General features: G+C 61.6%; 29 protein-coding genes. 16 read left to right on the forward strand and 13 right to left on the reverse strand.

Annotation, left to right across the window (positions count from 1 at the left end; all coding sequences use genetic code 11):
• The first annotated feature begins 262 nt into the window (after positions 1 to 262).
• Together NJC38_RS19885 and NJC38_RS19890 are read left to right on the forward strand one after the other, a co-directional pair.
• Positions 263 to 553: a SelT/SelW/SelH family protein gene (locus tag NJC38_RS19885; protein ID WP_045481630.1), complete on the forward strand. Its 291-nt coding sequence runs from the start codon at positions 263 to 265 to the stop codon at positions 551 to 553.
• A 105-nt stretch (positions 554 to 658) separates the two neighbouring features.
• Complete coding sequence (locus NJC38_RS19890; RefSeq protein ID WP_253116762.1) at positions 659 to 1,471, forward strand: UDP-2,3-diacylglucosamine diphosphatase; 813 nt, start codon at positions 659 to 661, stop codon at positions 1,469 to 1,471.
• 122 nt (positions 1,472 to 1,593) lie between these two features.
• On the opposite strand, the gene NJC38_RS19895 is transcribed toward NJC38_RS19890, so the two are convergent.
• A complete protein-coding gene (locus tag NJC38_RS19895) occupies positions 1,594 to 1,905 on the reverse strand; it encodes a DUF962 domain-containing protein (RefSeq protein ID WP_045481624.1) in 312 nt (103 codons plus the stop codon).
• Positions 1,906 to 1,963: 58 nt separating this feature from the next.
• Positions 1,964 to 3,418, reverse strand: a complete 1,455-nt coding sequence (locus tag NJC38_RS19900; protein ID WP_253116764.1) for a TrkH family potassium uptake protein — start codon at positions 3,416 to 3,418, stop codon at positions 1,964 to 1,966.
• Positions 3,419 to 3,575: 157 nt separating this feature from the next.
• On the opposite strand from NJC38_RS19900, the gene NJC38_RS19905 reads away from it, so the two are divergent.
• Entirely contained in the window at positions 3,576 to 4,136 is a 561-nt protein-coding gene (locus tag NJC38_RS19905) for a nitroreductase family protein (protein ID WP_253116766.1), read from the forward strand.
• Between the two features lie 226 nt (positions 4,137 to 4,362).
• On the opposite strand, the gene NJC38_RS19910 is transcribed toward NJC38_RS19905, so the two are convergent.
• The 5 genes from NJC38_RS19910 to NJC38_RS19930 form a co-directional block, all read right to left on the reverse strand.
• Positions 4,363 to 5,703 (reverse strand): HAMP domain-containing sensor histidine kinase, encoded by a 1,341-nt coding sequence (locus NJC38_RS19910; protein WP_045481616.1) that lies wholly within the window; start codon positions 5,701 to 5,703, stop codon positions 4,363 to 4,365.
• A 75-nt stretch (positions 5,704 to 5,778) separates the two neighbouring features.
• Complete coding sequence (locus NJC38_RS19915) at positions 5,779 to 6,225, reverse strand: Spy/CpxP family protein refolding chaperone (RefSeq protein WP_045481613.1); 447 nt, start codon at positions 6,223 to 6,225, stop codon at positions 5,779 to 5,781.
• A gap of 206 nt (positions 6,226 to 6,431) precedes the next feature.
• On the reverse strand, positions 6,432 to 7,109 hold the full coding sequence (locus NJC38_RS19920; RefSeq protein ID WP_253116768.1) for a response regulator transcription factor: 678 nt from the start codon (positions 7,107 to 7,109) through the stop codon (positions 6,432 to 6,434).
• A 35-nt stretch (positions 7,110 to 7,144) separates the two neighbouring features.
• A complete protein-coding gene (locus NJC38_RS19925) occupies positions 7,145 to 7,444 on the reverse strand; it encodes a YciI family protein (protein WP_045481609.1) in 300 nt (99 codons plus the stop codon).
• A 1-nt stretch (position 7,445) separates the two neighbouring features.
• Complete coding sequence (locus tag NJC38_RS19930) at positions 7,446 to 8,045, reverse strand: septation protein A (RefSeq protein ID WP_045481607.1); 600 nt, start codon at positions 8,043 to 8,045, stop codon at positions 7,446 to 7,448.
• A gap of 65 nt (positions 8,046 to 8,110) precedes the next feature.
• Between NJC38_RS19930 and NJC38_RS19935 the strand changes: the two genes are divergently transcribed.
• From NJC38_RS19935 to arfB, 8 genes are all read left to right on the forward strand, one after another.
• Positions 8,111 to 8,974, forward strand: a complete 864-nt coding sequence (locus NJC38_RS19935) for a PHP domain-containing protein (protein ID WP_253116771.1) — start codon at positions 8,111 to 8,113, stop codon at positions 8,972 to 8,974.
• 14 nt (positions 8,975 to 8,988) lie between these two features.
• Positions 8,989 to 9,618: an L-threonylcarbamoyladenylate synthase gene (locus NJC38_RS19940; protein WP_253116773.1), complete on the forward strand. Its 630-nt coding sequence runs from the start codon at positions 8,989 to 8,991 to the stop codon at positions 9,616 to 9,618.
• 104 nt (positions 9,619 to 9,722) lie between these two features.
• Complete coding sequence (locus NJC38_RS19945; RefSeq protein WP_162484340.1) at positions 9,723 to 10,421, forward strand: ScpA family protein; 699 nt, start codon at positions 9,723 to 9,725, stop codon at positions 10,419 to 10,421.
• A gap of 12 nt (positions 10,422 to 10,433) precedes the next feature.
• Positions 10,434 to 11,231: an SMC-Scp complex subunit ScpB gene (gene scpB, locus NJC38_RS19950; protein WP_045481598.1), complete on the forward strand. Its 798-nt coding sequence runs from the start codon at positions 10,434 to 10,436 to the stop codon at positions 11,229 to 11,231.
• 117 nt (positions 11,232 to 11,348) lie between these two features.
• Positions 11,349 to 11,540 (forward strand): DUF1289 domain-containing protein, encoded by a 192-nt coding sequence (locus NJC38_RS19955; protein ID WP_253116775.1) that lies wholly within the window; start codon positions 11,349 to 11,351, stop codon positions 11,538 to 11,540.
• A 197-nt stretch (positions 11,541 to 11,737) separates the two neighbouring features.
• On the forward strand, positions 11,738 to 12,868 hold the full coding sequence (gene rluB, locus NJC38_RS19960) for a 23S rRNA pseudouridine(2605) synthase RluB (RefSeq protein ID WP_045481592.1): 1,131 nt from the start codon (positions 11,738 to 11,740) through the stop codon (positions 12,866 to 12,868).
• A 79-nt stretch (positions 12,869 to 12,947) separates the two neighbouring features.
• On the forward strand, positions 12,948 to 14,342 hold the full coding sequence (locus NJC38_RS19965; RefSeq protein WP_045481589.1) for an amino acid permease: 1,395 nt from the start codon (positions 12,948 to 12,950) through the stop codon (positions 14,340 to 14,342).
• A 43-nt stretch (positions 14,343 to 14,385) separates the two neighbouring features.
• Positions 14,386 to 14,799 carry an alternative ribosome rescue aminoacyl-tRNA hydrolase ArfB gene (arfB, locus tag NJC38_RS19970; RefSeq protein ID WP_253116778.1) on the forward strand — a complete coding sequence of 138 codons (414 nt, stop codon included), beginning with the start codon at positions 14,386 to 14,388 and terminating at the stop codon, positions 14,797 to 14,799.
• On the opposite strand, the gene NJC38_RS19975 is transcribed toward arfB, so the two are convergent.
• From NJC38_RS19975 to NJC38_RS20000, 6 genes are all read right to left on the reverse strand, one after another.
• A complete protein-coding gene (locus NJC38_RS19975) occupies positions 14,793 to 15,986 on the reverse strand; it encodes an MFS transporter (protein WP_253116780.1) in 1,194 nt (397 codons plus the stop codon). The genes arfB and NJC38_RS19975 overlap by 7 nt on opposite strands.
• A 161-nt stretch (positions 15,987 to 16,147) precedes the next feature.
• The gene (locus NJC38_RS19980; protein ID WP_045481581.1) at positions 16,148 to 16,327 is read right to left on the reverse strand and encodes a hypothetical protein; all 180 of its coding nucleotides are present in this window, start codon (positions 16,325 to 16,327) and stop codon (positions 16,148 to 16,150) included.
• Positions 16,328 to 16,415: 88 nt separating this feature from the next.
• Positions 16,416 to 16,553, reverse strand: coding sequence for a hypothetical protein (locus NJC38_RS19985; RefSeq protein ID WP_158497578.1), 138 nt, complete (start codon positions 16,551 to 16,553; stop codon positions 16,416 to 16,418).
• Positions 16,554 to 16,700: 147 nt separating this feature from the next.
• Entirely contained in the window at positions 16,701 to 17,762 is a 1,062-nt protein-coding gene (locus tag NJC38_RS19990; protein ID WP_253116782.1) for a transposase, read from the reverse strand.
• A gap of 134 nt (positions 17,763 to 17,896) precedes the next feature.
• Positions 17,897 to 18,253, reverse strand: a complete 357-nt coding sequence (locus tag NJC38_RS19995; protein WP_253116784.1) for a 4a-hydroxytetrahydrobiopterin dehydratase — start codon at positions 18,251 to 18,253, stop codon at positions 17,897 to 17,899.
• Positions 18,254 to 18,409: 156 nt separating this feature from the next.
• Positions 18,410 to 18,688: a DUF2790 domain-containing protein gene (locus NJC38_RS20000; RefSeq protein ID WP_253116786.1), complete on the reverse strand. Its 279-nt coding sequence runs from the start codon at positions 18,686 to 18,688 to the stop codon at positions 18,410 to 18,412.
• Positions 18,689 to 19,011: 323 nt separating this feature from the next.
• Between NJC38_RS20000 and acs the strand changes: the two genes are divergently transcribed.
• From acs to NJC38_RS20025, 5 genes are all read left to right on the forward strand, one after another.
• Positions 19,012 to 20,967: an acetate--CoA ligase gene (gene acs / locus NJC38_RS20005; protein WP_253116788.1), complete on the forward strand. Its 1,956-nt coding sequence runs from the start codon at positions 19,012 to 19,014 to the stop codon at positions 20,965 to 20,967.
• A gap of 429 nt (positions 20,968 to 21,396) precedes the next feature.
• Entirely contained in the window at positions 21,397 to 22,173 is a 777-nt protein-coding gene (locus tag NJC38_RS20010; RefSeq protein WP_045481569.1) for an ABC transporter substrate-binding protein, read from the forward strand.
• A 75-nt stretch (positions 22,174 to 22,248) separates the two neighbouring features.
• Positions 22,249 to 22,938, forward strand: coding sequence for an ABC transporter permease (locus NJC38_RS20015; RefSeq protein ID WP_253116790.1), 690 nt, complete (start codon positions 22,249 to 22,251; stop codon positions 22,936 to 22,938).
• A complete protein-coding gene (locus tag NJC38_RS20020) occupies positions 22,935 to 23,633 on the forward strand; it encodes an ABC transporter permease (RefSeq protein WP_253116792.1) in 699 nt (232 codons plus the stop codon). Before NJC38_RS20015 ends, NJC38_RS20020 begins: the two co-directional genes overlap by 4 nt.
• Before the next feature lies 1 nt (position 23,634).
• A complete protein-coding gene (locus tag NJC38_RS20025; RefSeq protein ID WP_253116793.1) occupies positions 23,635 to 24,747 on the forward strand; it encodes a M14 family metallopeptidase in 1,113 nt (370 codons plus the stop codon).
• Positions 24,748 to 24,760 lie beyond the last annotated feature (13 nt).

Raw genomic sequence — 24,760 nt, forward strand, 5'->3', positions numbered from 1 at the left:
TGTTTTATCAATGGGTTGTGGTTTTCCGTGGTGAGTGGCTGGACAGAAAATGAACAAGCTTCGGGCAAGCCATTGCATCTTGCTGCGCAGGGTGTTGCGCATCACTGAAAGCCTCGAAGTTAATGGGTGTGGAGCACAGCAATGGGCTGTGGGGCGCAAATCCCGGGTCATTGATTGCGCAGTTGAAGGTTGTTGGGCCGGTTACAAACAACCAGACGGCGTATCATGGTGCTCTCCAATCCATCGTCAGGGACCTGCCTCGATGAGCACCGTTAAAGCCGAAATCGTCATCACCTATTGCAGTCAGTGCCAATGGCTGTTGCGTGCAGCCTGGCTGGCGCAGGAGTTGCTCAGTACCTTTGGCGATGATCTTGGCCGGGTCTGTCTGGAACCGGGTACGGGCGGGATATTTCGCATCACCTGCGCCGATGTACAAATCTGGGAGCGCAAGGCCGATGGAGGCTTCCCGGAAGCCAAGGTACTCAAGCAACGGGTGCGTGACCAGATCGATCCGCAACGCGACCTGGGGCACAACGACCGCGTGGCTGAGTAACAGACCGGTCGGCAATCCGGCGGCTGTCACGTTAACGCCATCTTGACGTCATATTCAATTCACCGGTCAGGCGCACGCTACGCCAAAACCTGCCGGAGGTTCAGTATGACCAGCGCCGAATTCGCCAAGCCCAGCCGCAAGCAACGGGTACGGACCCTGTGGATCTCCGACGTGCACCTGGGCACTCGTGATTGCCAGGCCGAGCATCTGTCGACCTTCCTCAAAGGCTATCAGGCCGACACGATCTACCTGGTCGGTGACATCATCGATGGCTGGAAGATGCGCGGCGGCATGTACTGGCCCCAGGCGCACACCAACGTGATCCGCCGCCTGCTGACCATGAGCAAGCGTGGCACAGAGGTGATCTACATCACCGGCAACCACGACGAGTTCCTGCGCCGTTACTCGAAGCTGATCCTTGGCAATATCCAGTTGGTGGATGAGGCCGAGCACGTCACCGTCGATGGCCGTCGCCTGCTGGTGATCCATGGCGACCAGTTCGACGTGATTACCCGCTACCACCGCTGGCTGGCTTTTCTGGGCGACTCGGCCTACGAATTCACCCTGACCCTCAACCGCTGGCTCAACCACTGGCGCGCTCGCTACGGTTATGGCTACTGGTCGCTGTCGGCGTACCTCAAGCATAAGGTCAAGACTGCAGTGAGCTTCATCAGCGACTTCGAGCAGGCGATTGCCCACGAATGCGTGCGCCGAGGACTGGATGGCGTGGTCTGCGGGCATATCCACCATGCGGAAATTCGCGACGTTGGGGATGTGCAGTACCTCAACTGCGGCGACTGGGTCGAGTCCTGCACGGCGCTGATCGAACACCTGGACGGCACCATCGAACTGTATCGACTGGCCGATGCGCAGGGCACGGCGAAACAGCGCGAAGAACAGGCGGTGACGGCCTCGTAGGAGCGGCTTCAGCCGCGAACGGGCTTCCCGCGTACAGCGGTGAATGCTTTCCCGGCTAAAGCCGATCGCCGCCCGGCCGGTCCTACAGCGCATCGTCGGCCGACCCCATAAGGCAAGCCGTCTTAGAACGGCACCTTGCCCAGCAGCATGTCGCGGAACATCACGAAATCCGCCAGCAGGCTATAGAACGGATGCTTGAAGGTCGCCGGGCGGTTTTTCTCGAACACGTAGTGCCCGAGCCAGGCGAAACCATAACCGGCCAATGGCACCCACCACAGCAACCACCAGCGGCCACTGCCGATACCGAACGCCAGCAGGAAGATCACCAGGCTGGTGCCGACAAAGTGCAGGCGCCGGCAGGTGCTGTTGCGGTGTTCCTGCAAATAGAACGGATAGAACTGCGCGAAACTGGCGAAAGATCTGACGTTTTCCATGCATGACGTCCTCTTGTCGATCAGGTCTGAGTCTAGCCCTGATCGACAAGCCGCGTCATCAGTGACGCCAGAATGCGGGTACGCACAGCACCAGGATGGTGATGATCTCCAGCCGGCCCAGCAGCATGCCGGCCGACAGAATCCATTTGGCGGCATCCGGCAGGCTGGCGAAGTTGCCGGCCGGGCCGATCACTTCACCCAGCCCCGGACCGACCCCGGACACGGTGCTGGCCGCGCCGGTCAGGGCGGTCATCCAGTCCAGGCCGAGCAGCGACAGCAGCAGGGCGATCACGCAGATGGTGATGGTGAAGAAGAACGAAAAGGTCAGGATCGAGCGCACGATCTCGTCGTCCAGGCGGTGGCCGTTGTACTTCTGCTTGATCACCGCCCGCGGGTGGATCAACTGGTTAAGGTTGGCCTTGAGCAGGATGTAGGCGACCTGGAAGCGGAACACCTTCACGCCGCCGGCCGTCGAGCCGGAGCAACCGCCGATGAAGCCCAGGTAGAAAAACAGCATCAGCGAGAAATTGCCCCACAGGCTGTAGTCGCCCAAGGCAAAGCCGGTGGTGGTGATCACCGAGGTGACGTTCAGCGCGACGTGGCGCAGGGCGTCAAGCCATGGCAGGTCAGTGGTCAGGCCGTACCACAGGGTCATCAGCGCCCAGGTGACCAGCAGCAGGCCCAGCAGCCCCTGCACCTGTTCATCCCTGAACAGCGCCTTGCGGTTGCCGCGCAGGGTCGCCACATACAGGGTGAAGGGCAGGCTGCCGAGGATCATCACCACCACTGCGACCCAATGCACCGCCGGTTGCGGCCATTTGGCCAGCGACAGGTCCGAGGTGGAGAAGCCGCCGGTGGAGATCGCCGACATCGCATGGTTGATCGCATCGAAAATGCCCATGCCCGCCCACCAGAACGCCAGGCTGCCGAACACGGTAAAGCCGACATAGGCGAGGATGATGTACTTGGCCACCATGTGCGAACGGGGCATGACCTTTTCCGAGCGGTCCGAGGACTCGGTCTGGAACAGCCGCATGCCGCCAATGCGCAGCAACGGCAGGATCGCTACCGCCATGCCGATAAAGCCGATACCGCCCAGCCAGTGCAGCATCGAGCGCCAGATCAGGATGCCCGGCGACATGCTGTCCAGGTGGTTAAGCACGGTCGAACCGGTGGCCGTGATACCCGACATGCTCTCGAAGAACGAGTCGGTATAGCTGATGTGGGTGGTCAGCAAGAACGGCAGGGCGGCGAAGATGCACACCACGATCCAGCTCGACACGGTCAGCATGTACATGTCCCGCGGGCGCAGGTGCACATGTTCCGGGCGCCCGGGTATCACCAGCGCAAGACCTGCGATAAAGGTGATGGCGCTGGCCCACAGGAACGAGCGCAGGTCTTCGAAACGGTCGTAGATCACCAGGGTCAGCATCGGCACGATCATCGAGATCGCCAGGGTGATCAGGAAGATGCCGATGATAAAACCGATGATGCGAAGGGTCGGCAACGCCATGAAACTGCTCGGACGGGTGGGGAAGGAGGCGCCATTCTACCTGCGCTTGAGGCCATGTAAACCGCTAGCCCAAGAGTAGCTGTTTATCGCGTTTGCACTCGTTATTGATAGCCACTGTGGCCTAGAATGCCCGACCACCTTTCAAGGAGATTCGCCCATGCAGGCGCTCGATGTATTGCTCAACCGTGTTTCGGTCCCGCGTCTGGTCGAGCCGGCCCCGGATGCTGCGCAGCGTGAAATCCTGTTCGGCGCGGCGTTGCGTGCGCCTGATCATGGTCTGCTCAAGCCGTACCGTTTCCTGAGCGTCGAAGGCCCGGCCCGTGAGCGCATGGGTGACCTGCTGGCCGAAGCACTGCTGCTGCAAGACCCCGAGGCCAGCGCGCAACAACTGGACAAGGCGCGCCTGGGGCCGTTGCGTGCGCCGTTGGTCGTGGTGGTGGTCGCCCGTTTGCAGGATCACCCCAAGGTGCCCCGCAGCGAACAGCGTCTGACCGCCGGCTGCGCTGCCCACGGGGTGTTGCTGGCTGCTTATGCGCTGGGCCTGGGCGGCGTCTGGCGCACCGGCGAGCTGTCGTTTTCGGCCCATGTAGCCAAGGGTTTTGGCCTGAGTGATGACGAAGAAGTGCTGGGTTTTCTATACCTTGGCACCCCGCAGAACCCGCCCCGTGTGGCCGCCAAGGAAGATCCTGCCGCGTTCGTCAGCGCCTGGCAGGGCTGAAGCGGTAGGGGCGGCCGGGCGGCGATTCGTCGGCCGGCGATCTGCTTTAGCCGCGAGCCGCAATGTAGGACTAATGCCGATCGGTTACGGTCGGCGCGGTTCTCTGTGGGAACGAGCTTGCTTGTGAAGACGACTTTACATTCACAGCAGATGTGCCGATTTTACTGGCCCTTTCGCGACCAAGGTCCCCACAGAGGGGCCGTGTTTGCTGTGCGGGCATGAGCGGCTAAGCGGGAGGCCCGCTCACTGGCACCAGCGGCAGTTCGAGTATTGCCACAAAGCCTCCGTCGGGATGGTTGCTCAGGCTCAGGCTGCCGCCGTGCCGTTCGGCGGCGCGTTTGGCAATCGCCAGGCCCAAACCATGACCGGCAGCCGTTTGACCCGGTGCACGAAAGAACGGCTCGCCCAGCTGTGCCAGATGCTCTGCCGGTGCGCCGGGGCCGTGATCGCGGACGCTGATGCGGATCTGCTCGCCGCTGCGCTGGGCGCTCAGTTGGACGGGGCGCTCCGGCGGGCTGAAGCGTCGGGCGTTGCGCAGCAGGTTGTCGACGGCGCGTTCGATCATGTCCGGCCAGCCTTCAACGCTCAGCGGGTTGGCGACCTGCAGCTCGATGTCCGGTGGCAGGCCATCGAGCAACGCATCGTTGCGCAACCGGTGCAGCAGTTCATTGAGGTCCACCGGTTCGGCCTTGGCCAGGTCAGCATCCAGCCGCGCCAACGCCAGAATCTCGCTGATCAGCGCTTCGAGGCGGTCGCACTCGCGATCCAGCCGTGGCCAGAGTTTTTCCCGCTCTTGCGGGGTGGCCCGGCCGGCCAGTGCCAGGGCGATACGCAGCCGGGCCAGCGGCGAGCGCAATTCGTGGGACACATCGCGCAGTAACTGACGCTGGCTGCCGATCAGGCTTTGCAGACGTGCGCCCATGCGGTTGAAGTCATTGGCCAGCACGCCGAACTCGTCACGGCGGTTGGCCAGTTGCGCCAGGCTGTGCTGTTGATAGCTGGTCTGGCCGAGGTCATAGACCGCGCTGCGCAAGCGGCTCAGCGGGCGGGTGATCGACAGGGTCACCATCAGGCTGAACAGGGTCAGCACCACCAGGGCAATGAACAGCGCGCTGAGCGGCCAGACCAGGCTCTGGCGATGCCACTGCTCCAGCTCAGGGTGCGGAATGCGATAAATCAGCAGGTAGGTTTCGCCGCTGGTCTCGCTGGTGTATTCGGTGGTCAGCCGCCGCCACGGCAATTGCTTGGGGTCGTTTTTCTGGCGGGCTTCGAAGGCGGCGGCGCGGGGCGGGAAAGTACCGGGGATCACCGCTTCACCGTTGCTGTTGAGCACCTGCACATCGATGCGGTGGCGATGCTTGAGTTTTTCCAGGTAATCCTGGGCGGCATCGGGCCCCTGTTCTTCGAAGCGCTTGGTCCACTTCTGCGGCAGCTCGTTGAGCACCGGGTGGCGGTTGAGCACCCAGGCATCCTGGTTGAGCATGTGCCCGACCAGAATCGACAGCCCTGCCACCAGGGCTATGGCCAGCCAGAAACTGGCCAGGATTCGCCAGAACAATGAACGCACGGAGCAACCTCTCTGCAACGGTAAAACCCGGCATGCGGGGCATGCCGGGTCGCGATGATGACATCACTAGGGGGATTATTGCGCCTTTTTGGCCTTTTCAGCTTTCCAGGCCTGGAATTCAGCCCACTCGGCGCGACGTTCTTCGCGCTTTTTCTTGTCGGCGTCAAATTCCTTCTGCTGCTCAGGGGTCAGCAAGCCACGGATCGCGGTGTCAGTCTTGGTGCGGCTGGCTTCGAGCTCATCCTTCATGGCCTTCTGGTCTGCCGCGGGCAGCTTGGCCAGGAAGCGCTCGTTGATTTCCTTGCGGGCGTGGGCCTGTTCACCCATCAGTTTGCCGATCTGCTGGCGCTGCTCGCGGCTCAGGTCCAGATCACCGAATGGACCGCCACGGTGTTTGCCTGGGCCATGGTCCTGGTGAAAGCGCGGGCCGCCGTCGTGGCCGTCTGCCGGGGCTACGGGTGCAGCCATGGCCACGGTTGGCAGGGCAGCGGCAAACATCAGAGCGGTAAGGGTCTTGCGCATGGTGTGTCTCCTGATTTCCAGTCCGGCTCGTTGCCGTTGGAGCCCAGTTTAGGGAGATCAAGGTCAAGCGCGGTCAACCCTGCGTAAAGCTTGGGTAAAGAGATTGTAGGAGCGAGCTTGCTCGCGAAGAGGCCGTTGAAACCACAGTATCTGCTGCGAATGTCTCACCCCCTTCGCGAGCGAGACGGATTGCCGCCCGGCCGCCTCTACACGCTGTAGTAATAGCCACGACTGCGCAGCGCCACGATGCGGGGCCGGCCATCCGGATGTGGGCCGATCTTCTTGCGCAGGTTGCTGACATGCATGTCCAGGCTGCGGTCATACAATGTCAGCTTGCGGCCCAGCGCCAGTTGCGCCAGCTCCTGTTTGTCCAGCGGCTCGCCGGGCTGGCTGAGCAGCGCTTCAAGCAGGCGACTTTCCGAGACGGTCAGGGTCATCTCTTTTTCGTCGATGCTGACCACGCCACGTAGCGGGCTGAAGCTCAGGTCACCCAGTTCAAGCTGGCTTGAGGTGCTGACCGGGTGGCTACGGCGCAACACGGCGCGCAGCCGCGCGGTCAGTTCACGCGGGTCGCATGGCTTGGCCAGGTAGTCGTCGGCGCCCAGTTCCAGACCCAGAATGCGGTCCAGCGGCTCGCCACGGGCCGAGAGCATCAGCACCGGCAGGTCGGGGTGCTCATTGCGCAATTGCTTGAGCAACTCCAGGCCGCTGCCGTCGGGCAGCATCACATCCAGCACCACGGCCGCCGGGGCGGCCTCGTTCAAGGCCTTGCGCGCACTTTGACCGTCGTGACAGGCCTGCACCTGAAAGCCTTCCTGGGACAACCAGCTGCCCAGCAGCTCACACAGCTCCTGGTCATCGTCAATCAATAATAGTTCGCTCATGACTTACTCTATCGGGCCAATGACAGGTGCGCGGCTCAGGGCAGAACCTGACGGAACGGCTTGACCACAACCTGGGCATAGACCCCGGCGGCGACGAACGGGTCGGCCTCGGCCCAGCTCTGGGCGGCCGCCAGCGACTCGAATTCGGCGACGATCAGGCTGCCGCTGAAGCCGGCCGGGCCTGGGTCGTTGCTGTCGATGGCCGGGTGAGGGCCAGCCAGCACCAGACGACCGGCGTCTTTCAGAGCGTTGAGGCGCTCCAGGTGTGCGGGGCGCACGCTCAGGCGTTTTTCCAGGGAGTCCGCAGTATCAGTGGCAATGATGGCGTAGAGCATGTCAGTCCTTGGGTTTGGTCGCAGAATCAGGTGCGGAGTCGCTCAGGTAGCGGGCCAGGTACAGGCCCTGGCCGACCAGAAATACCAGGGTCATGGCCAGGCTGCCGAAGACCTTGAAGTCGACCCAGAAGTCTTGATAGGTAAAGGCTACGTACAGGTTGGCGGCGCCGCTGAATACGAAGAAGATGATCCAGGCGATGTTCAGGCGTACCCAGACCGCTTGCGGCAGGGTCAGCGCGTGGCCCATGACCCGCTGGACCAGCGGCTTGTCACCAATGAAATGGCTGCCGAGAAAAGCCAGGGCGAACAGCCAGTTGACCACCGGGGCTTTCCATTTGAGGAAGGTTTCGCTGTGGAACGCCAGGGTCAGGCTACCGAACACCAGGCACGCCCCCAGGGTCAGCCACTGGCTCTTTTCCAGCATGCGCTGCTTGAAATACAGCACGCCGTAGACCACCACGGAGCTGATGATCAGCACCGCGGTGGCGCTGAAGATGCCGCCGACCGACACTTGATGGCCGAGCAGCTCGACCGTACGCGGGTCGGTTTTATAAACGATGAAGAACAGCAGCAGCGGGATGAAATCGATGAATTGTTTCACAATGGCAGCCAGAAGCGGGATGTGGCGGCATAATAACAAACATCCAAGACCGCGAAAGCTCTCCCATGATTGTTGATCTGCACTGCCACAGTACGGCCTCCGATGGCGCCCTTGCCCCTGCGCGGGTGGTTGCCCGGGCTCATGAAAATGGCGTGCGGGTGCTGGCGCTGACCGACCACGACACCATTGAAGGGCTGCCTGAAGCCCACACGGCGGCCCGCGAGCTGGGCATGCAACTGATCAACGGCGTCGAGTTGTCGTGCACCTGGGGCGGGGCGACCATCCATGTATTGGGTTACGGTTTTGCCCTCGACGCCCCAGCGCTCAAAGAGGCCATCGACCGCCTGCACCACGGGCGCTGGCTGCGCGCCGAGGAAATCAGCCGAAAACTTGAACTAAAGGGCATGCCCGGCGCTCTTCAGGGAGCAAGGGCCGTGCAACAGGCGTTGGGCGACAGTGGCAATGCCCCGGCCAGGCCGCATTTTGCCGACTATCTGGTCAATGCCGGATACGTCAAGGATCGTGGCGAGGCGTTTCGCAAGTGGCTGGGCGCCGGCAAGCTCGGGGACGTCAAGCAACACTGGCCGACCCTTGAAGAAACGGTCGCGACCCTGCGTGCTTCCGGCGCGTGGGTCAGCCTGGCACACCCGATGCACTATGATTTCACCCGTAGCAAGCGACGCCGCCTGGTCGGCGACTTTCTCCAGGCCGGTGGCCATGCCATCGAAGCGGTCAACGGCATGCAGCCCGCCGAGCAGGTCGGTACGCTGGCCATCCTGGCCCGGGAGTTTGGCATGCTGGTCAGTGCCGGCAGCGATTTCCACGGGCCGGGACACTGGTCGGAAATCGGTATTTACCGGCCGCTGCCCGAAGATCTGCCGCCGCTATGGAACCGTTTCAAACAAGAACCCGTGATTGCTGCTGTATGACACAGGAAGTTACCGTGAGCCAATTCTTTCAGGTCCACCCGGAGAACCCGCAACCACGCCTGATCAAACAGGCGGTGGAGATCATCAAGGCCGGCGGGCTGGTGGTGTACCCGACCGACTCGTCCTATGCCCTGGGCTGCCAGATCGGCGACAAGAGCGCCATCGAGCGTATCCGCCGCCTGCGCCAACTGGACGACAAGCACAATTTCACCCTGATGTGCTGCGACCTGTCGCAGCTGGGGCTGTTTGCCAAGGTCGACACCGGGGCTTTCCGCGCCCTCAAGGCCCACACTCCCGGCCCTTACACCTTCATCCTCAACGCCACCCGTGAAGTGCCGCGTCTGGTGCTGCATCCCAAGCGCCGCACCATCGGCCTGCGGGTGCCGGGGCATCCGATTGCCCAGGCGTTGCTGGCGCAACTGGGCGAGGCGATGATGAGCGTCAGCCTGATCCTGCCCGGCGACAGCTTGCCGCTGAGCGATCCCGAGGATATGCGCGACCGCCTTGAACACCACGTCGACCTGATTATCGACGGCGGTATCGGCGGCGTCTCGGCCTCCACGGTCATCAACCTGTCCGATGGCGAGCCGCAGATCGTGCGGGTGGGCTGTGGTGACCCGACGCCGTTTGCCGAGCCCGCCTGATGAGCGAACTCGACGGCCCGGCGCAACTTGACCAACAGCTGGCGCGGGTCTATGGCCAGCCGTTCACCCAGTTGCCGCTGGACCTGTACATTCCGCCGGATGCGCTGGAGGTTTTCCTCGAAGCGTTCGAAGGGCCGCTCGACCTGTTGCTGTACCTGATCCGCAAGCAGAACGTCGACATTCTCGATATCCCGGTGGCGGAAATCACCAAGCAGTACATGGGCTATGTCGAGTTGATGAAAAGCGTGCGCCTGGAGCTGGCCGCCGAGTACCTGGTCATGGCCGCCATGCTTGCCGAGATCAAGTCGCGCATGCTGCTGCCGCGTTCCGAGGCCGTCGAGGCCGAAGAAGACGACCCGCGTGCCGAACTGATCCGTCGTCTGCAAGAGTATGAACGCTTTAAAAATGCCGCCGAGGGCATCGATCAATTGAGCCGGGTCGGCCGCGACATCATTGTGCCGCGCCTTGAGGCGCCCGAGGCGCGGGCGCGCAAGCTGCTGGCGGAGGTCAGTATCGAAGAGGTGCTGATGTCGATGGCCGAGGTGCTGCGCCGTGCCGACATGTTCGAAAGCCACCAGATCAGTCGCGAAACCCTGTCGACCCGCGAGCGCATGAGCGACGTGCTCGAACGCCTTAAAGGCGGCGGGTTTGTGCCCTTTATCGAGCTGTTCAGCGCCGAAGAAGGGCGGTTGGGCGTGGTGGTGACCTTCATGGCCGTGCTGGAGCTGGTCAAGGAGTCGCTGGTCGAACTGGTGCAGAATGAACCCTTTACCGCCATCCACGTGCGCGCCCGAGCCGAATAGAGCAAACCTGCCATGAACCTCAATGAACCCCGCGACCTGGCGCCCTTGCTGGAAGCTTTTCTGCTGGCCTCTGGCAAGCCGCAGCCTCTGGAGCGTCTGTACGAGCTGTTTGAAGAGGCCGAGCGTCCGGAGCCGCCGGTCTTCAAGAAGGCCCTGCAACTGCTGGGCAAGTCGTGCGAAGGCCGTGCTTTCGAACTTAAAGAGGTGGCCTCCGGTTACCGCTTGCAGATCCGCGAGCGCTACGCGCCGTGGGTCGGTCGGCTGTGGGAGGAGCGCCCTCAGCGTTACTCGCGGGCGATGCTGGAAACCCTGGCGCTGATTGCCTATCGCCAGCCGATCACCCGTGGCGAGATCGAAGATGTGCGCGGCGTGACGGTCAACAGCCAGATCATCAAGACCTTGCTGGAGCGCGAGTGGATACGCATCGTCGGCTACCGCGACGTGCCGGGTCGCCCGGCGATGCTGGCCACCACCAAGGCATTTCTCGACTACTTCAACCTTAAAAGCCTCGAAGACCTGCCACCGCTGGCCGACCTGCGTGAAATGGAACCCGAGCCGCTGCTGGACATCGACGACGCCCCGGTGCCGGCGCACCTGCAGGCATTGGCCGATGCCAGCTTTGAAGGCGAAGAGGTCGGCGACGGCGACACCGCACCGAAAGAGGAAACCAGCTTTCGCACCCTGCTGCTGGAACTCGACGATATGGAGCAGGGGCTCAAAACCGACTTCGATGACCTGCTGCGCGAGCAACCCCAGGCGGCGATCGAGGACCAGGAAGACGACGAGGCCGAGCTGGAAAAACCGGCTTGATGCCCCACCGCGATCGCTTGCAGGAGCAGCTTTAGCTGCGAAAGGGGGGCTTGGCTTCGGGCTGAAGCGGATCGCCGCCCGGCCCCTGCTACAGACATTCCCCAAGCCGAGGTATCAATGAGCTCAAGCAAGAATCCGTGCATCAGTCTGTGCAAGTTCGATGCTGATATCTGCCTCGGCTGTGGCCGCAGCAAGAAAGAAATCAAGGCCTGGAAGAAGCTCGACAAGGATCAGCGCAGCGAGATTCTGAGCCTGGCCAAAAAGCGCATGAGCACGCTCAAAGGCGCCGATCGGCGGAAAAAGAAATAACCATGGGTGCGTAACCAGCCACAAGCGCGTATGATTCGCGCCCCTCTGACCCGGCAACGCGGTGATTGCCCGATGGCAACCGACCCAGGGCCAGACGATTCTTGAATTTCGCCAGGGCGCGGCACACACTGCCCGCCGGGCAACAGGCTTTGCCGGTCCTCGGTGAACCCTGATTCGACACACCGGGAGGTGCCCAGATGAGTGAAAAAGAACTGCAAGACGAACAGGCCGAAAAACCCGCAGGCGAAAAACTGCAGAAGGTTCTGGCGCGTATCGGCGTGGGCTCGCGCCGCGACGTCGAAGCCTGGATCGGCCAGGGCCGGATCAAGGTCAATGGCGTTGTCGCCAGCCTCGGCCAGCGTGTTGACCTGCATGATGCGATCAGTGTCGACGGGCAACTGGTCAAGCGCGAAGAGTCCCGCGAGAACGTGCGCCGGGTCATCATGTACAACAAGCCGGACGGTGAAATCTGCACCCGCGACGACCCTGAAGGCCGGCCGACCGTATTCGACCGCCTGCCGCGTCCCAAAGAAGGCCGCTGGGTCAACATCGGCCGTCTCGACATCAATACCACCGGGCTGCTGATGTTCACCACTGACGGTGAGCTGGCCAACCGGCTGATGCACCCCTCCTACGAGATGGACCGCGAATACGCGGTACGGGTACGTGGCGAAGTGGACGATGACATGCTGCTGCGCCTGAAGAACGGGGTGATCCTCGAAGACGGCCCGGCGCGTTTCACCGACGTGCAGAAAGCTCCGGGCGGCGAAGGTTTCAACCACTGGTATCACTGCGTGGTGATGGAAGGTCGTAACCGTGAAGTGCGTCGCCTGTGGGAATCCCAAGGTCTGGTGGTCAGCCGTCTGAAGCGGGTGCGTTACGGACCGGTGTTCCTCAATTCCGACCTGCCGATGGGCCGCTGGCGCGAAATGAGCCAGCAGGAAGTCGACATCCTGGCGGCAGAAGTCGGCCTCAAACCGGTCGCCATGCCGGTGATGAGTGGCAAGAGCCGCGAGAAAATGGAGCGCCTGCAGCGCCAGTCTTCGCGTCCATTGGGCAAGGGCGAGCGGGTGCGTAACCTGCGTCCGGCGGCTGCGGCTGATGCCCCGGCCAGCAGCGAGCGTGCGCCACGTGCGCCGAAGACCGAAGAGCGTGCGCGGCCAAACCTGTCCGGCAAGCCGGGCGATTCGCGCAGCGGCGGTCGTGGTCGTGCCACGCCGGTGGCCGAGCGGCCATCGGACGTGCGTCAGCGTCCGGGCAAGCCGGCCGGCAAGCGCCCGTCGGGTGACGATGCACCGCGTCGTGGTCCGGGTCGCAAGCCCCAGTAAGGCTCTTGAGCCTCAAGCAAACGCCGGTTTCGACCGGCGTTTGTCATTTCAGTCAAAGATAAAGATCGGGTAGTTTTCAATGAGTGCAACTGACGTACAGCCGAGCGGGCTGCAACGCAAGCTCAAGAATCGGCATATCCAGTTGATCGCCCTGGGCGGTGCGGTGGGCACCGGCTTGTTCCTGGGTTCGGCCGGGGTATTGAAGTCCGCCGGTCCGTCGATGATTCTCGGCTACGCCCTGTGTGGGTTCATTGCCTTTCTGATCATGCGCCAATTGGGCGAGATGATCGTCGAGGAGCCGGTGGCCGGCTCGTTCAGCCATTTTGCGCATAACTACTGGGGCGGTTTTGCCGGCTTTCTGTCGGGCTGGAACTGCTGGTTGCTGTATATCCTGGTCGGCATGTCGGAGCTGACCGCGGTCGGCAAGTACGTGCATTACTGGTGGCCGGAGATCCCGAGCTGGGTCACGGCCGCAGTGTTCTTTGTGCTGATCAACGCCATCAATCTGACCAACGTCAAAGTGTTTGGCGAAACCGAGTTCTGGTTCGCGATCATCAAGGTGCTGGCGATCATCGCCATGATTGCGCTGGGCAGCTACCTGTTGGTCAGCGGCAAGGGCGGCCCGCAGGCCTCGGTCAGCAACCTGTGGGAGCATGGCGGCTTCTTCCCCAACGGGCTGGGCGGTCTGGTGATGGCCCTGGCGTTCATCATGTTTTCCTTTGGCGGGCTGGAAATGCTCGGTTTCACCGCCGCCGAGGCGGACCAGCCGAAAACCGTGATTCCCAAGGCCATCAACCAAGTCATCTACCGCATCCTGATTTTCTATATCGGTGCGCTGGTGGTGCTGTTGTCGCTGACCCCGTGGGACACCCTGCTAGGCAGCCTCAATGCTTCGGGCGATTCCTACAGTGGCAGCCCGTTCGTTCAGGTGTTCTCCATGCTCGGCAGCGACACCGCCGCGCACCTGCTCAACTTCGTGGTCCTGACGGCAGCGCTGTCGGTGTACAACAGTGGCACCTACTGCAACAGCCGAATGTTGGTGGGCATGGCTGAGCAGGGTGACGCGCCGCGCAGCCTGGCGCAGGTCGACCGCCGCGGTGTGCCGGTACGGGCCATCCTGCTCTCGGCAGCGGTGACGGTCATGGCGGTATTGATCAACTATTTCATGCCCGGTGAGGCGCTGGAGCTGTTGATGTCACTGGTGGTCGCGACCCTGGTGATCAACTGGGCGATGATCAGTTACTCGCACCTGAAATTCCGCCAGCATCTGCAACGCACCGGCCAGGTTCCGGCATTCAAGGCGCTCTGGTATCCGCTGGGCAACTACCTGTGCCTGGGTTTCGTGGTGCTGATCCTGGGCATCATGCTGTTGATTCCCGGCATCCGTAATTCGGTGTTCGCCATTCCGTTGTGGCTGGCGGCGATGTGGCTGTTCTACTTGCTCAAGTCGCTCAAGGCGGCTATCAAGGCCTGAGCGGCGATTCGGGCCTGGCTCATGGCAGGCCCACGGAGGCGCTATGTTGATTATCTCCAGCAACGTTCACCTGCCTGATTGCGAAATCGAATGGTCGGCGATTCGCGCCCAGGGCGCCGGTGGGCAGAACGTCAACAAGGTCTCCAGCGCGATCCACCTGCGCTTCGATATCAAGGCTTCGTCACTGCCCGAGTTCTATAAGGAGCGCCTGCTGGCCCTGCGCGACAGCCGCATCACGGCTGACGGAGTGATCATCATCAAGGCTCAGCAGTATCGCACTCAGGAGCAGAACCGTAACGACGCGCTGTTGCGCCTGACTGAGCTGATCGTCAGCGCCACCAAGGTCGAGAAGAAGCGCCGCCCGACCAAGCCGACCCTCGGTTCGCAAAAGCGCCGCCTGGAGTCCAAGACCAAGCGCAGTTCGATCAAGTCGGGGCGGGGCAAGGTCGACTATTGAGCCCGGCTGCGCCGATACAGCCAGATACTCAGCAACAACCCCGCCAGTGCAGCCAGGGCGGCGAACAGAAAGATTGATACAAAGCCGAACCCGGCGGCAATGGCACCTGCCAGCGGCCCGGTGATGCCCAGCGACAGGTCGATGAACAGCGAATAGGCACCCACCGCTGCGCCGCGGCTGGAGGCCGGTACCAGATTCACCGCTTCGACGCCCAGCGCCGGGAATACCAGCGAGAAGCCAAAACCGGTCAACGCCGCGCCTGTCAGGGCCAGTTCCGGCGATTGGGCCAGCCATAGCAGCAGCAATCCGCAGGTCTCGACGCTCAGGCAGACGATGGCCACGCGAAAGCCGCCCAGGCGGTTGATGAGGTTGCCGAAGATCAGCCGCGCGATGATAAAGCAGGCGCCGAACAGGCTCAGGCACAACGCTGCGTTGGGCCACTGGTTGCTGGCGTAATACAAGGTGATGAAGGTGGCGATGGTGCCAAAACCGATCGACCCCAGTGCCAGGCCCATACCGTGCGGAAATACCCGGCCCAGGACATGGATGAACGGCAGGCGCTCGCCGCTGACGATCGGCACCGGAGATTTTTTCCAGGCCAACAGCTGGCTGACGAGCCCCAGCACAATCAGGCTCAGGCCCATGCTGGCCAGCCCGTAGCTGTTGACCATCCATACCCCCAGCGGGGCGCCGATGGCCAGCGAGCCGTAACTGGCGATGCCGTTCCAGGAAATCACCTTGGCCGTATGCTGGGCACCGACCCGGCCAATCCCCCAGCCGATTGCCCCCGAGCCGACCAGGCTCTCTGCGCTGCCTAGAATCAGCCGGCCCACCAACAGGCAGACCAGGCTCAGCCATGGCCAGTCTTGCAGGCCAACCGCCAGCAGCATGAACACCCCGCTGACGCCGCAGCCAAGCAGGCCATACTGCACGGCCTTTTTGCAGCCCAGGTTATCAATGACCCGCCCGGCCCAGGGGCGGCTGAGCAGGGTGGCCAGATACTGCACACTGATCACCAGCCCGGCAGTCACCGTGCCAAAGCCCAGGTCGTTATGTACAAAGCCGGGTAGCACGGCCAGCGGAATGCCGATGTACAGGTAGCCGATGAAGGTGAACATCACGATTGACACAACCTGCCGGGTGACCTGTAGTTGTGTTGGTGGGGGTGTTTGCTTGAGCGTGGTCATCAGAGGTCGCAAGGCTGGGGACGAAATATGAAGATTGTCGCCAGCCGGTGTTGTTATGGCGCCCGATTGAGAAAACCGGGCAAAACCTTAGCAAGCTTACAATCGGCCTCCATCATAACGACGGGCGCGCAGTGATGACACCGTTCTGATGAAAAGAGAGGTCAGCTATTGGCAGGCGACAGCAAACGAGTGGTGACCAGTGCGGCCAGGGCATTTTCTTTGGTGCCGAAGCGGCTGAGCAACGCGCTTTGCTTTTCCGGACTCAGGCGCGTCCAGATTTCGATCATTTTTTCGGCGGTGCCGATCAGTGCGTCGGCCTGGGCTGGCGAGAATTCAGTCATGGGAACTTCTTTTGAGCAGCGGGAGGGAAATCATGACAGGCGTATGGAAAACAACAAACGCTGTTTTCGATACGCCTGTGGTCACCTTTCAGTCTTCGACAGGCTGTTGGCTGTCTTCAGACTGGGTGGTTGGCAGCTCGACGATGACGCCAAGTTCCTGCTGGGCCAGGATCGACTGAGCCGATTCCTGAGTGCTTGTGAAGGGGAAGTTCGGGATTTCATGCATAGTCATTGCTCCTCGCAAGGGGTTTGCAGATAGAACCGTGCTTAACAAAGCGCTGACAGGATAGCGCAGTGAAGATGACAAACAGACTTTTTTGTTCACTCCTGGAAACAAATAGCCGATTTCACTGTCGTTGACATCCTCCCCGCCCTAAAGGGCGGGGATTCCCACAATTGGACGCTCATGCCCGAGCGCGAGAATGTTCTTTGCGGCGTTGACGTCGCGGTCGTGGGTGGCACCGCACCCACAACAAGTCCATTCCCTTATTCCAAGCCCTGCGATACCTCTCGGCCTCGAGTCTGGCAATTGCTCGCAGCTCGAACAGGTTTGGGTGGTGTTTCTCTCGCTGACAACCTTGAAAACCGTGCCTGCGTGATCGCATTTGTATTCCAGCATGGTTTTCAATTGGCCCCAGCCGGCGTCCAGCACCGACTTGGCCATCCTGGTTTTCGCGAGTTTCAGTGAGTTCACATCGCCCACCACAATGACGCCACAACGCGCTACCAGCGCGTTGCTGAACTTATGCAGGGCATCCTTGCGGCGGTTCGCAATTTTAGCGTGAATCGCCCGCACACGAGCCTTCTTGCCAGCGCGCTGGGCCGTGCCCAGGGCGCTCTCCAGATCCCGGTAGAACCTGCCGCTTTCAAGGCGATGACCGTCACTGCAGGTGGCCGTGGTTTTCAGTCCGAGGTCGATACCCACCGCGTCCTGGCCTGGCGATAACTGCCGGTCGACCTCGACCACGACGTTGAAATACCAGCGTCCACGGGTGTCTTCGTTGAAGCTGCCGGATCTGAATTTAAAGCCCGCCAGGCCGTAGCTGTCCCAGACCTTGAAGTGCTGTTTGTTGAAGACGACCTGGCCGTTTTTCCAGACAGCAGCGCTGGCCTTGAGGGGCACCCAGCCCAGGCTGCGCCGGGCGCCGCCGGAGCAGCGCCAGCAAAGCTGGCGCTTTTTGAACTGCTTGCGCCGTGTGACATATTCGTCGGCAACAGCCTGCACCGATTGGCTGTGCAGTCCCAGGTCTTTGCCGGCCCCGTTGGTGTACTTGTGAATGTCGAACGCCGACAGAAAACGACCACGCTCACGAATCGTGCGACTGCTCAACTCGTTTACGTAGTTCCACACAAAATTCACAGCACGAGAAGCTTCACGCAGCTGCGCTGCATGCTTATCTCGCACTCGAATCCTGAGGGTTTTGGTCGCTTTCATTTCAGTCATGAAACACAGGATAGGGCGGTTTTATGGATCTTAACCCCTATGACCGCTTCGCGGTGGCGCTTTCATCCCCCACCTGAAGGAAGGGGCTTTTCGCGCCAGCTTGGTAAAAAACTGGCAAACAGCCGCTATTTGCGCCCTTCAGCCTGCTGCGCCGCGCCTTCGGTGCGGGCCGCCAGAATGAAATCATTGGCGTGCAGGCCGGCAATTGCATGGGTCCACCAGCTGACGGTGACCTTACCCCATTCAGTCAGCAATGCCGGGTGATGATCCTCGGCTTCGGCCAGCGCACCGATGGCGTTGGTAAAGGCCAGGGCACTGGCGAAATTCTTGAACTCGTAGGTTTTTTCCAGCTGGCGGACCCCATCGCGGGTTTCCAGGCGCCAGCCGGGCAGCTGCGGCAGCAGGATTTTCAGGTCGTCATCACTGACCGGGCTGGCATTGCCGTGACAGGGCTGGCATGAGCGTTCGTGCAGGGCGGTCATAGAGGTGCTCCTGTTGTGCAAACCGGAACCATAGCATAGCCCTTGGCGGGTCTTGCCTGCAGCGCGGCCGAGCGCGCCTTGCCGGGCAGTTGCGCAAGGCGCGTCTTGTTGTTGTTGTTGTTGTTGTTGTTGTTGTTGTTGTCCGCAACAACCAGGTCAGCTGTTGCCGCAACCGGAGGCCAGCACTTGGTAGCGCATGATGTGCTGCTGGCCATGGGAGTCTTGGTAAGTCATGCGCACCGGCACGACCTTGCAAACGTCGGGCGTCGGGCTGATCGAGATCACCCGGGCGATATCCGGATGCATGTCGTAGGTGTAGGTTTCAACCACCGGTGTGGCCGAATCGGTCTGGCTGGCTGTTCGGGCTCCGGAATCATCAGCCAGGGCGAGTGTGCTGAGACCGCAAAGTGCCAGAATCCAGATTGAGCGTTTCATTGGTGAACCTTCTGTAAGAATGAAATCCAGTGCGAGAGAGGGCGCATCGACCGTTTTCAGGTCGATGGGCAAGCCGTCTGCGTGTGGATTTGTCTGCTGTTTGCCGGTTGGCGGGGCCCATTCTAGAAGTGCTGTGCGCCGGAATAAACGCGCCAGGCGGCTAAGCATTTTTGGCAAAACTGCAACAATCAGCGGGTCGCCCTCAGGGCCGGGCGTCTGGGCGGGGGTGGCCGCTTCGGTAAGACCATCGTCGAATGGCCCTACAATCGGTGGCGGGATAAAACAGTTCCATACAACAACAACTATCCACCGAGGTAACCAAGATGAGTGCAGCTTCCCTGTACCCCGTGCGCCCAGAAGTTGCGGCCAATACGTTGACCGATGAGGCGACCTACAAGGCCATGTACCAGCAGTCGGTGGTCAACCCCGACGGCTTCTGGCGTGAACAGGCCAAGCGCCTCGACTGGATCAAACCCTTTACCCACGTCAAGCAGACGTCCTTCGACGACCATCGGGTCGACATCAAGTGGTTCGCTGACGGCACCCTCAACGTGGCTTACAACTGCCTGGATCGTCACCTTGAAGAGCGCGGCGACAGCATCGCGATCATCTGGGAAGGCGACGACCCGTCCGAGCACCGTGAAATCACCTATCGTGAACTGCACGCTGAAGTCTGCAAGTTCGCCAACGCCCTGCGCGGCCAGGACGTGCACCGCGGTGATGTGGTCACCATCTACATGCCGATGATCCCGGAGGCGGTGGTCGCCATGCTGGCTTGTGCGCGGATCGGCGCCATCCACTCGGTGGTATTCGGCGGCTTCTCTCCCGAAGCCCTGGCCGGGCGCATCATCGACTGCAGTTCCAAGGTGGTGATCACCGCCGACGAAGGCCTGCGTGGCGGCAAGAAAACTCCGCTCAAGGCCAACGTCGACCGCGCCCTGACCAACCCGGAAACCAGCAGCGTGCAGAAGGTTATCGTCTGCAAGCGCACCGGTGGCGACATCGAGTGGAACCGCCATCGTGACATCTGGTATCACGCGTTGCTGGAAGTGGCATCGAGCACCTGCGCGCCGAAAGAAATGGGCGCCGAAGAGTCGCTGTTCATCCTCTACACCTCCGGCTCCACCGGCAAGCCTAAAGGCGTGCTGCACACCACCGCCGGTTACCTGCTGTACGCCTCGCTGACCCACGAGCGGGTGTTCGACTACCGTCCGGGCGAGGTCTACTGGTGCACCGCCGACGTGGGCTGGGTCACCGGCCACAGCTACATTGTCTACGGCCCGCTGGCCAATGGCGCAACCACCCTGTTGTTCGAAGGCGTGCCGAACTATCCGGACATCACCCGGGTGTCGAAAATCGTCGACAAGCATAAGGTCAATATCCTCTACACCGCCCCGACCGCGATCCGCGCCATGATGGCCGAAGGCACCAAGTCGGTAGCAGGTGCCGACGGTTCCAGCCTGCGCCTGCTGGGGTCTGTGGGCGAACCGATCAACCCTGAAGCCTGGGGTTGGTACTACAACACGGTGGGCAAGCAGAACTGCCCGATCGTTGATACCTGGTGGCAGACCGAGACCGGCGGCATCCTGATCAGCCCGTTGCCAGGGGCCACGGCGCTCAAGCCAGGTTCGGCAACCCGTCCGTTCTTTGGTGTGATCCCGGCGCTGGTGGATAACCTCGGTAACCTGATCGAAGGTGCGGCCGAGGGCAACCTGGTGATCCTCGATTCCTGGCCGGGCCAGTCGCGTTCGCTGTACGGCGACCACGACCGCTTCGTCGACACCTACTTCAAGACCTTCCGCGGCATGTACTTCACCGGCGACGGTGCGCGTCGCGACGAAGATGGCTACTACTGGATCACTGGCCGGGTCGATGACGTGCTCAACGTTTCCGGCCACCGCATGGGCACCGCCGAGATCGAGAGCGCCATGGTGGCCCACCCGAAAGTCGCCGAAGCGGCAGTGGTTGGTGTGCCGCATGACCTCAAGGGCCAGGGCATTTATGTCTACGTGACCCTCAACTCGGGCGAAGTGCCGGATGAGGCGCTGCGTCTGGAGTTGCGCAACTGGGTGCGCAAGGAAATCGGTCCGATTGCTTCGCCGGATGTGATCCAGTGGGCGCCGGGCCTGCCGAAAACCCGCTCGGGCAAGATCATGCGCCGTATCCTGCGCAAGATTGCGACCGGCGAATATGACTCGCTGGGCGATATCTCCACCCTGGCCGATCCGGGCGTGGTGCAGCATCTGGTCGACACCCACAAGACCATGAGCGCCGCCTGATTCGCGCGATATAAACAACGCCCCGCCCGGAATTACCGGGCGGGGCGTTTTTTTGCGGGTCACTGATCGGCATTACCCCGTAGGAGCGGCTTCAGCCGCGAAGGCCTTGTGCTAAATCTTCGGGGATAGAGAGCTTCGGGGCTCAAGCCCCTCCTACGGCTAGGTCGAGACTTCTGTGAGTCACAGAAAATTATCTGGATCAATCATCCTGCGCTTTGTCAATGCACTCATTCTGCGCCTTTGAAGATTCTGTAATTAGTTGTCGCCTCAGAGAAATATCGACTTTTCACCTGCCGTTAAAATGCCCGGCCATTCGCCCAGGCCGGCTGTTCGGCCTCAAGCCTGCGCGTCGCAGATTTGCTGCTTCTCAGTGCATTGGGTTCTATGCTCAATCTGCCACCTAATTGTTTTACCGATGGAGTTTCAGGAATGAAAAAGCTTGTGCTTTTCGGCGCATTGGCGTTGTCCATGCTTGCCCAGCCGGTTCTGGCCGATGAGAAACCACTGAAAATCGGTATTGAAGCGGCTTACCCTCCGTTCGCTTCCAAGGCTGCCGACGGCAACATCGTTGGCTTCGACTACGACATCGGCAACGCCCTGTGCGAAGAGATGAAGGTCAAGTGCACCTGGGTCGAGCAAGAGTTCGACGGCCTGATCCCGGCGCTGAAAGTGCGCAAGATCGACGCCATCCTGTCGTCGATGTCGATCACTGACGACCGCAAGAAGTCGGTGGACTTCACCGGCAAGTACTACAACTCGCCTGCGCGTCTGGTCATGAAAGACGGCACTGCTGTCAGCGACAGCCTCGAAGAGCTCAAAGGCAAGCGCATTGGCGTGCAGCGCGGCTCGATCCACGAGCGGTTCGCCCGTGAAGTGCTGGCGCCCAAAGGCGTGGCCGTGACCCCGTACAGCTCGCAGAACGAAATCTATCTGGACATCGGCGCCGGTCGGCTGGACGGCACCGTGGCTGACGCAACCCTGCTGCAGGACGGTTTCCTGAAAACCGACGCAGGCAAAGGCTATGCGTTCACCGGTCCGTCTTTCACTGACCCGAAATACTTCGGTGAAGGCATCGGCATTGCGGTGCGCAAGGGCGACAAGCAGAACCTGGAGCGTCTGAACGCTGCCATCGCGGCGATCCGCGCCAATGGCAAATACAAGGCCATTCAGGATAAGTATTTCGATTTTGATATCTACGGCAAGTAAAGGCGGGGCAACCGCTGTCAAAATGGCGCACGCGTGTTGCGCCATTTTTATTTTCAGGCTTGAGGACCACATAACATGTTGAATGGCTACGGGGCCGTTATCCTCGAAGGCACTTGGCTGACCTTGCAGTTGGCCCTGTCCTCGATGGCCCTGGCAATCGTCCTGGGGTTGCTCGGCGTGGCGATTCGTCTGTCGCCGGTGCGCTGGCTGGCGCGGCTGGGCGACCTGTACAGCACGGTGATGCGCGGCATTCCCGATCTGGTGCTGATCCTGCTGATCTTCTACGGCGGTCAGGACCTGCTCAACCGTGTCGCGCCGCTGCTCGGTTTCGATGACTACATCGACCTCGATCCTTTCGTGTCGGGCATCTTCACGCTGGGTGTCATCTTCGGCGCCTACCTGTCGGAAACCTTTCGCGGTGCCTTTCTGGGCATCCCCAAGGGCCAGACCGAGGCCGGCATGGCTTACGGCATGAGTGCGTTCAAGGTGTTCTGGCGCATTCAGGTGCCGCAGATGATCCGCCTGGCGATCCCCGGTTTCACCAATAACTGGCTGGTGCTGGTCAAGGCCACTGCGCTGATTTCCGTGGTCGGCCTGCAGGACATGATGTTCAAGGCCAAGCAGGCAGCCGATGCCACCCGCGAGCCGTTCACGTTCTTTCTGGCCGTGGCGGCGTTGTATCTGCTGATTACCAGCGTTTCGCTGCTGGCGCTGCGCTATCTGGAAAAACGCTACACCGTAGGCGTGAAGGCGGTGGACCTATGATGTTCGACTACAACGTGGTCTGGGACAGCCTGCCGCTGTATCTGGACGGGATGCTGACCACCCTCAAGTTGCTGCTCATCTCGCTGTTTTTCGGCCTTTTGGCGGCGTTGCCACTGGGCATCATGCGGGTGTCGAAAAAGCGCTGGGTCAACTTCCCGGCGTGGCTGTACACCTATGTGATCCGCGGCACGCCGATGCTGGTGCAGCTGTTTCTGATCTACTACGGGCTGGCGCAGTTCGAGGCGGTGCGTGAAAGCTTGCTGTGGCCGTGGCTGTCGAGCGCGACCTTCTGCGCCTGCCTTGCGTTTGCCATCAACACCAGCGCCTACACCGCCGAGATCATCGCCGGCAGCCTCAAGGCCACCCCGGCCGGCGAAATCGAAGCGGCGCGGGCGATGGGCATGTCCGAGGTGACCCTGTACCGGCGTATCCTGCTACCCTCGGCAATGCGCCGTGCGTTGCCGCAGTACAGCAACGAAGTGATCATGATGCTGCAGACCACCAGTCTGGCGTCGATTGTCACCCTGATTGATCTGACCGGTGCGGCGCGTACCGTCAATGCCCAGTATTACCTGCCTTTCGAGGCATACATCACCGCAGGCGTTTTCTATCTGTGCCTGACTTTCGTTCTCGTGCGGCTGTTCCGGATCGCCGAGCGTCGCTGGCTGGGTTACCTGGCCCCAAGGAAGGTCTGACATGCAACGAATCGATCACCCATTGCCGTGGAGCAGCCTCGGCAGCAGTCGCCAACTCAGTGTCTTTCGCTTCGGTGCCGGCGAGCGCAAGGCCTATATCCAGGCCAGTTTGCATGCCGATGAGCTACCCGGCATGCGCACCGCCTGGGAGCTGAAAAAGCGCCTGGCCGAGCTTGAGGCCCAAGGCGCGCTCAAAGGCACTGTCGAACTGGTGCCGGTGGCCAATCCGCTGGGCCTGGGGCAATTGTTCCAGGGCGCGCATCAGGGCCGCTTCGAGTTCGGCAGCGGGCGCAATTTCAATCGGGATTTCTTCGAGCTGAGCGAGCCGGTGGCGGCCAGCCTTGAGGGGCGCCTGGGCGATGATCCGCGTGCCAACGTGCAACTGGTGCGTCAGGCCATGCGCGATGCGCTGGCCGGTCTGCCACCGGCGAGCAGCGAGCTGGACGGCTTGCAGCGCCTGCTGCTCAGCCATGCCTGTGATGCCGATGTGGTGCTTGACCTGCACTGCGATGCCGAAGCTGCGCTGCATATGTACGCCTTGCCGCAGCACTGGCCGCAATGGCGTTCGCTGGCCGCGCACATGGGCATGAAGGTCGCGCTGCTGGCCGAAGACTCCGGCGGCAGCTCATTCGACGAAGCCTGCTCGTTGCCCTGGTTGCGCCTGTCGCGGATCTTCCCCGACGCGCAGATCCCGCTGGCCTGCCTGGCCACCACGCTGGAGCTGGGCGGCCAGGCCGACACCGGCGCCGCCGCAGCACAGGCGCATGCAGCCGGTATCCTCGCGTTTCTCGCCGAGCAGGGCTTTATCGAGGGTGAATGGCCGCAGGCCGCATTTGAGCCCTGCGAAGGCATGCCTTTCGAAGGCACTGAACTGCTGTATGCGCCACACCCCGGTGTGGTGACGTTCCTGCGTGAGCCTGGTGCCTGGGTCGAGGCCGGCGAGCCGTTGTTCGAAGTCATCGATCCGCTGTCCGATCAGGTCAGCACCTTGTGTTCATCCAGCGCCGGCGTGCTGTTTGCCGTCGAGCGGCTGCGTTACGCTCAACCTGGTTTCTGGCTGGCCAAAGTGGCGGGGCGCACGGCGCGACGTCACGGACGGCTGCTCAGTGACTGACCGATTTTTCGAG

This window comes from Pseudomonas sp. 21LCFQ010, from assembly GCF_024129905.1.
GTDB lineage: Bacteria > Pseudomonadota > Gammaproteobacteria > Pseudomonadales > Pseudomonadaceae > Aquipseudomonas.

Excerpts from the sequence above, each read along its gene's own strand:
- NJC38_RS19885 (WP_045481630.1), top strand. The coding sequence starts at position 263 with ATGAGCACCGTTAAAGCCGAAATCGTCATCACCTATTGCAGTCAGTGC.
- NJC38_RS19985 (WP_158497578.1), bottom strand. The coding sequence starts at position 16,553 with ATGCATGAAATCCCGAACTTCCCCTTCACAAGCACTCAGGAATCGGCT.
- NJC38_RS19900 (WP_253116764.1), bottom strand. The coding sequence starts at position 3,418 with ATGGCGTTGCCGACCCTTCGCATCATCGGTTTTATCATCGGCATCTTC.
- NJC38_RS20000 (WP_253116786.1), bottom strand. The coding sequence starts at position 18,688 with ATGAAACGCTCAATCTGGATTCTGGCACTTTGCGGTCTCAGCACACTC.
- NJC38_RS19905 (WP_253116766.1), top strand. The coding sequence starts at position 3,576 with ATGCAGGCGCTCGATGTATTGCTCAACCGTGTTTCGGTCCCGCGTCTG.
- NJC38_RS20010 (WP_045481569.1), top strand. The coding sequence starts at position 21,397 with ATGAAAAAGCTTGTGCTTTTCGGCGCATTGGCGTTGTCCATGCTTGCC.
- NJC38_RS19935 (WP_253116771.1), top strand. The coding sequence starts at position 8,111 with ATGATTGTTGATCTGCACTGCCACAGTACGGCCTCCGATGGCGCCCTT.
- NJC38_RS19920 (WP_253116768.1), bottom strand. The coding sequence starts at position 7,109 with ATGAGCGAACTATTATTGATTGACGATGACCAGGAGCTGTGTGAGCTG.
- NJC38_RS19915 (WP_045481613.1), bottom strand. The coding sequence starts at position 6,225 with ATGCGCAAGACCCTTACCGCTCTGATGTTTGCCGCTGCCCTGCCAACC.
- NJC38_RS20025 (WP_253116793.1), top strand. The coding sequence starts at position 23,635 with ATGCAACGAATCGATCACCCATTGCCGTGGAGCAGCCTCGGCAGCAGT.
- arfB (WP_253116778.1), top strand. The coding sequence starts at position 14,386 with ATGTTGATTATCTCCAGCAACGTTCACCTGCCTGATTGCGAAATCGAA.
- NJC38_RS19895 (WP_045481624.1), bottom strand. The coding sequence starts at position 1,905 with ATGGAAAACGTCAGATCTTTCGCCAGTTTCGCGCAGTTCTATCCGTTC.
- acs (WP_253116788.1), top strand. The coding sequence starts at position 19,012 with ATGAGTGCAGCTTCCCTGTACCCCGTGCGCCCAGAAGTTGCGGCCAAT.
- scpB (WP_045481598.1), top strand. The coding sequence starts at position 10,434 with ATGAACCTCAATGAACCCCGCGACCTGGCGCCCTTGCTGGAAGCTTTT.
- NJC38_RS19975 (WP_253116780.1), bottom strand. The coding sequence starts at position 15,986 with ATGACCACGCTCAAGCAAACACCCCCACCAACACAACTACAGGTCACC.
- NJC38_RS19925 (WP_045481609.1), bottom strand. The coding sequence starts at position 7,444 with ATGCTCTACGCCATCATTGCCACTGATACTGCGGACTCCCTGGAAAAA.
- NJC38_RS19955 (WP_253116775.1), top strand. The coding sequence starts at position 11,349 with ATGAGCTCAAGCAAGAATCCGTGCATCAGTCTGTGCAAGTTCGATGCT.
- rluB (WP_045481592.1), top strand. The coding sequence starts at position 11,738 with ATGAGTGAAAAAGAACTGCAAGACGAACAGGCCGAAAAACCCGCAGGC.
- NJC38_RS20015 (WP_253116790.1), top strand. The coding sequence starts at position 22,249 with ATGTTGAATGGCTACGGGGCCGTTATCCTCGAAGGCACTTGGCTGACC.
- NJC38_RS19965 (WP_045481589.1), top strand. The coding sequence starts at position 12,948 with ATGAGTGCAACTGACGTACAGCCGAGCGGGCTGCAACGCAAGCTCAAG.
- NJC38_RS19890 (WP_253116762.1), top strand. The coding sequence starts at position 659 with ATGACCAGCGCCGAATTCGCCAAGCCCAGCCGCAAGCAACGGGTACGG.
- NJC38_RS19995 (WP_253116784.1), bottom strand. The coding sequence starts at position 18,253 with ATGACCGCCCTGCACGAACGCTCATGCCAGCCCTGTCACGGCAATGCC.
- NJC38_RS19990 (WP_253116782.1), bottom strand. The coding sequence starts at position 17,762 with ATGAAAGCGACCAAAACCCTCAGGATTCGAGTGCGAGATAAGCATGCA.
- NJC38_RS20020 (WP_253116792.1), top strand. The coding sequence starts at position 22,935 with ATGATGTTCGACTACAACGTGGTCTGGGACAGCCTGCCGCTGTATCTG.
- NJC38_RS19980 (WP_045481581.1), bottom strand. The coding sequence starts at position 16,327 with ATGACTGAATTCTCGCCAGCCCAGGCCGACGCACTGATCGGCACCGCC.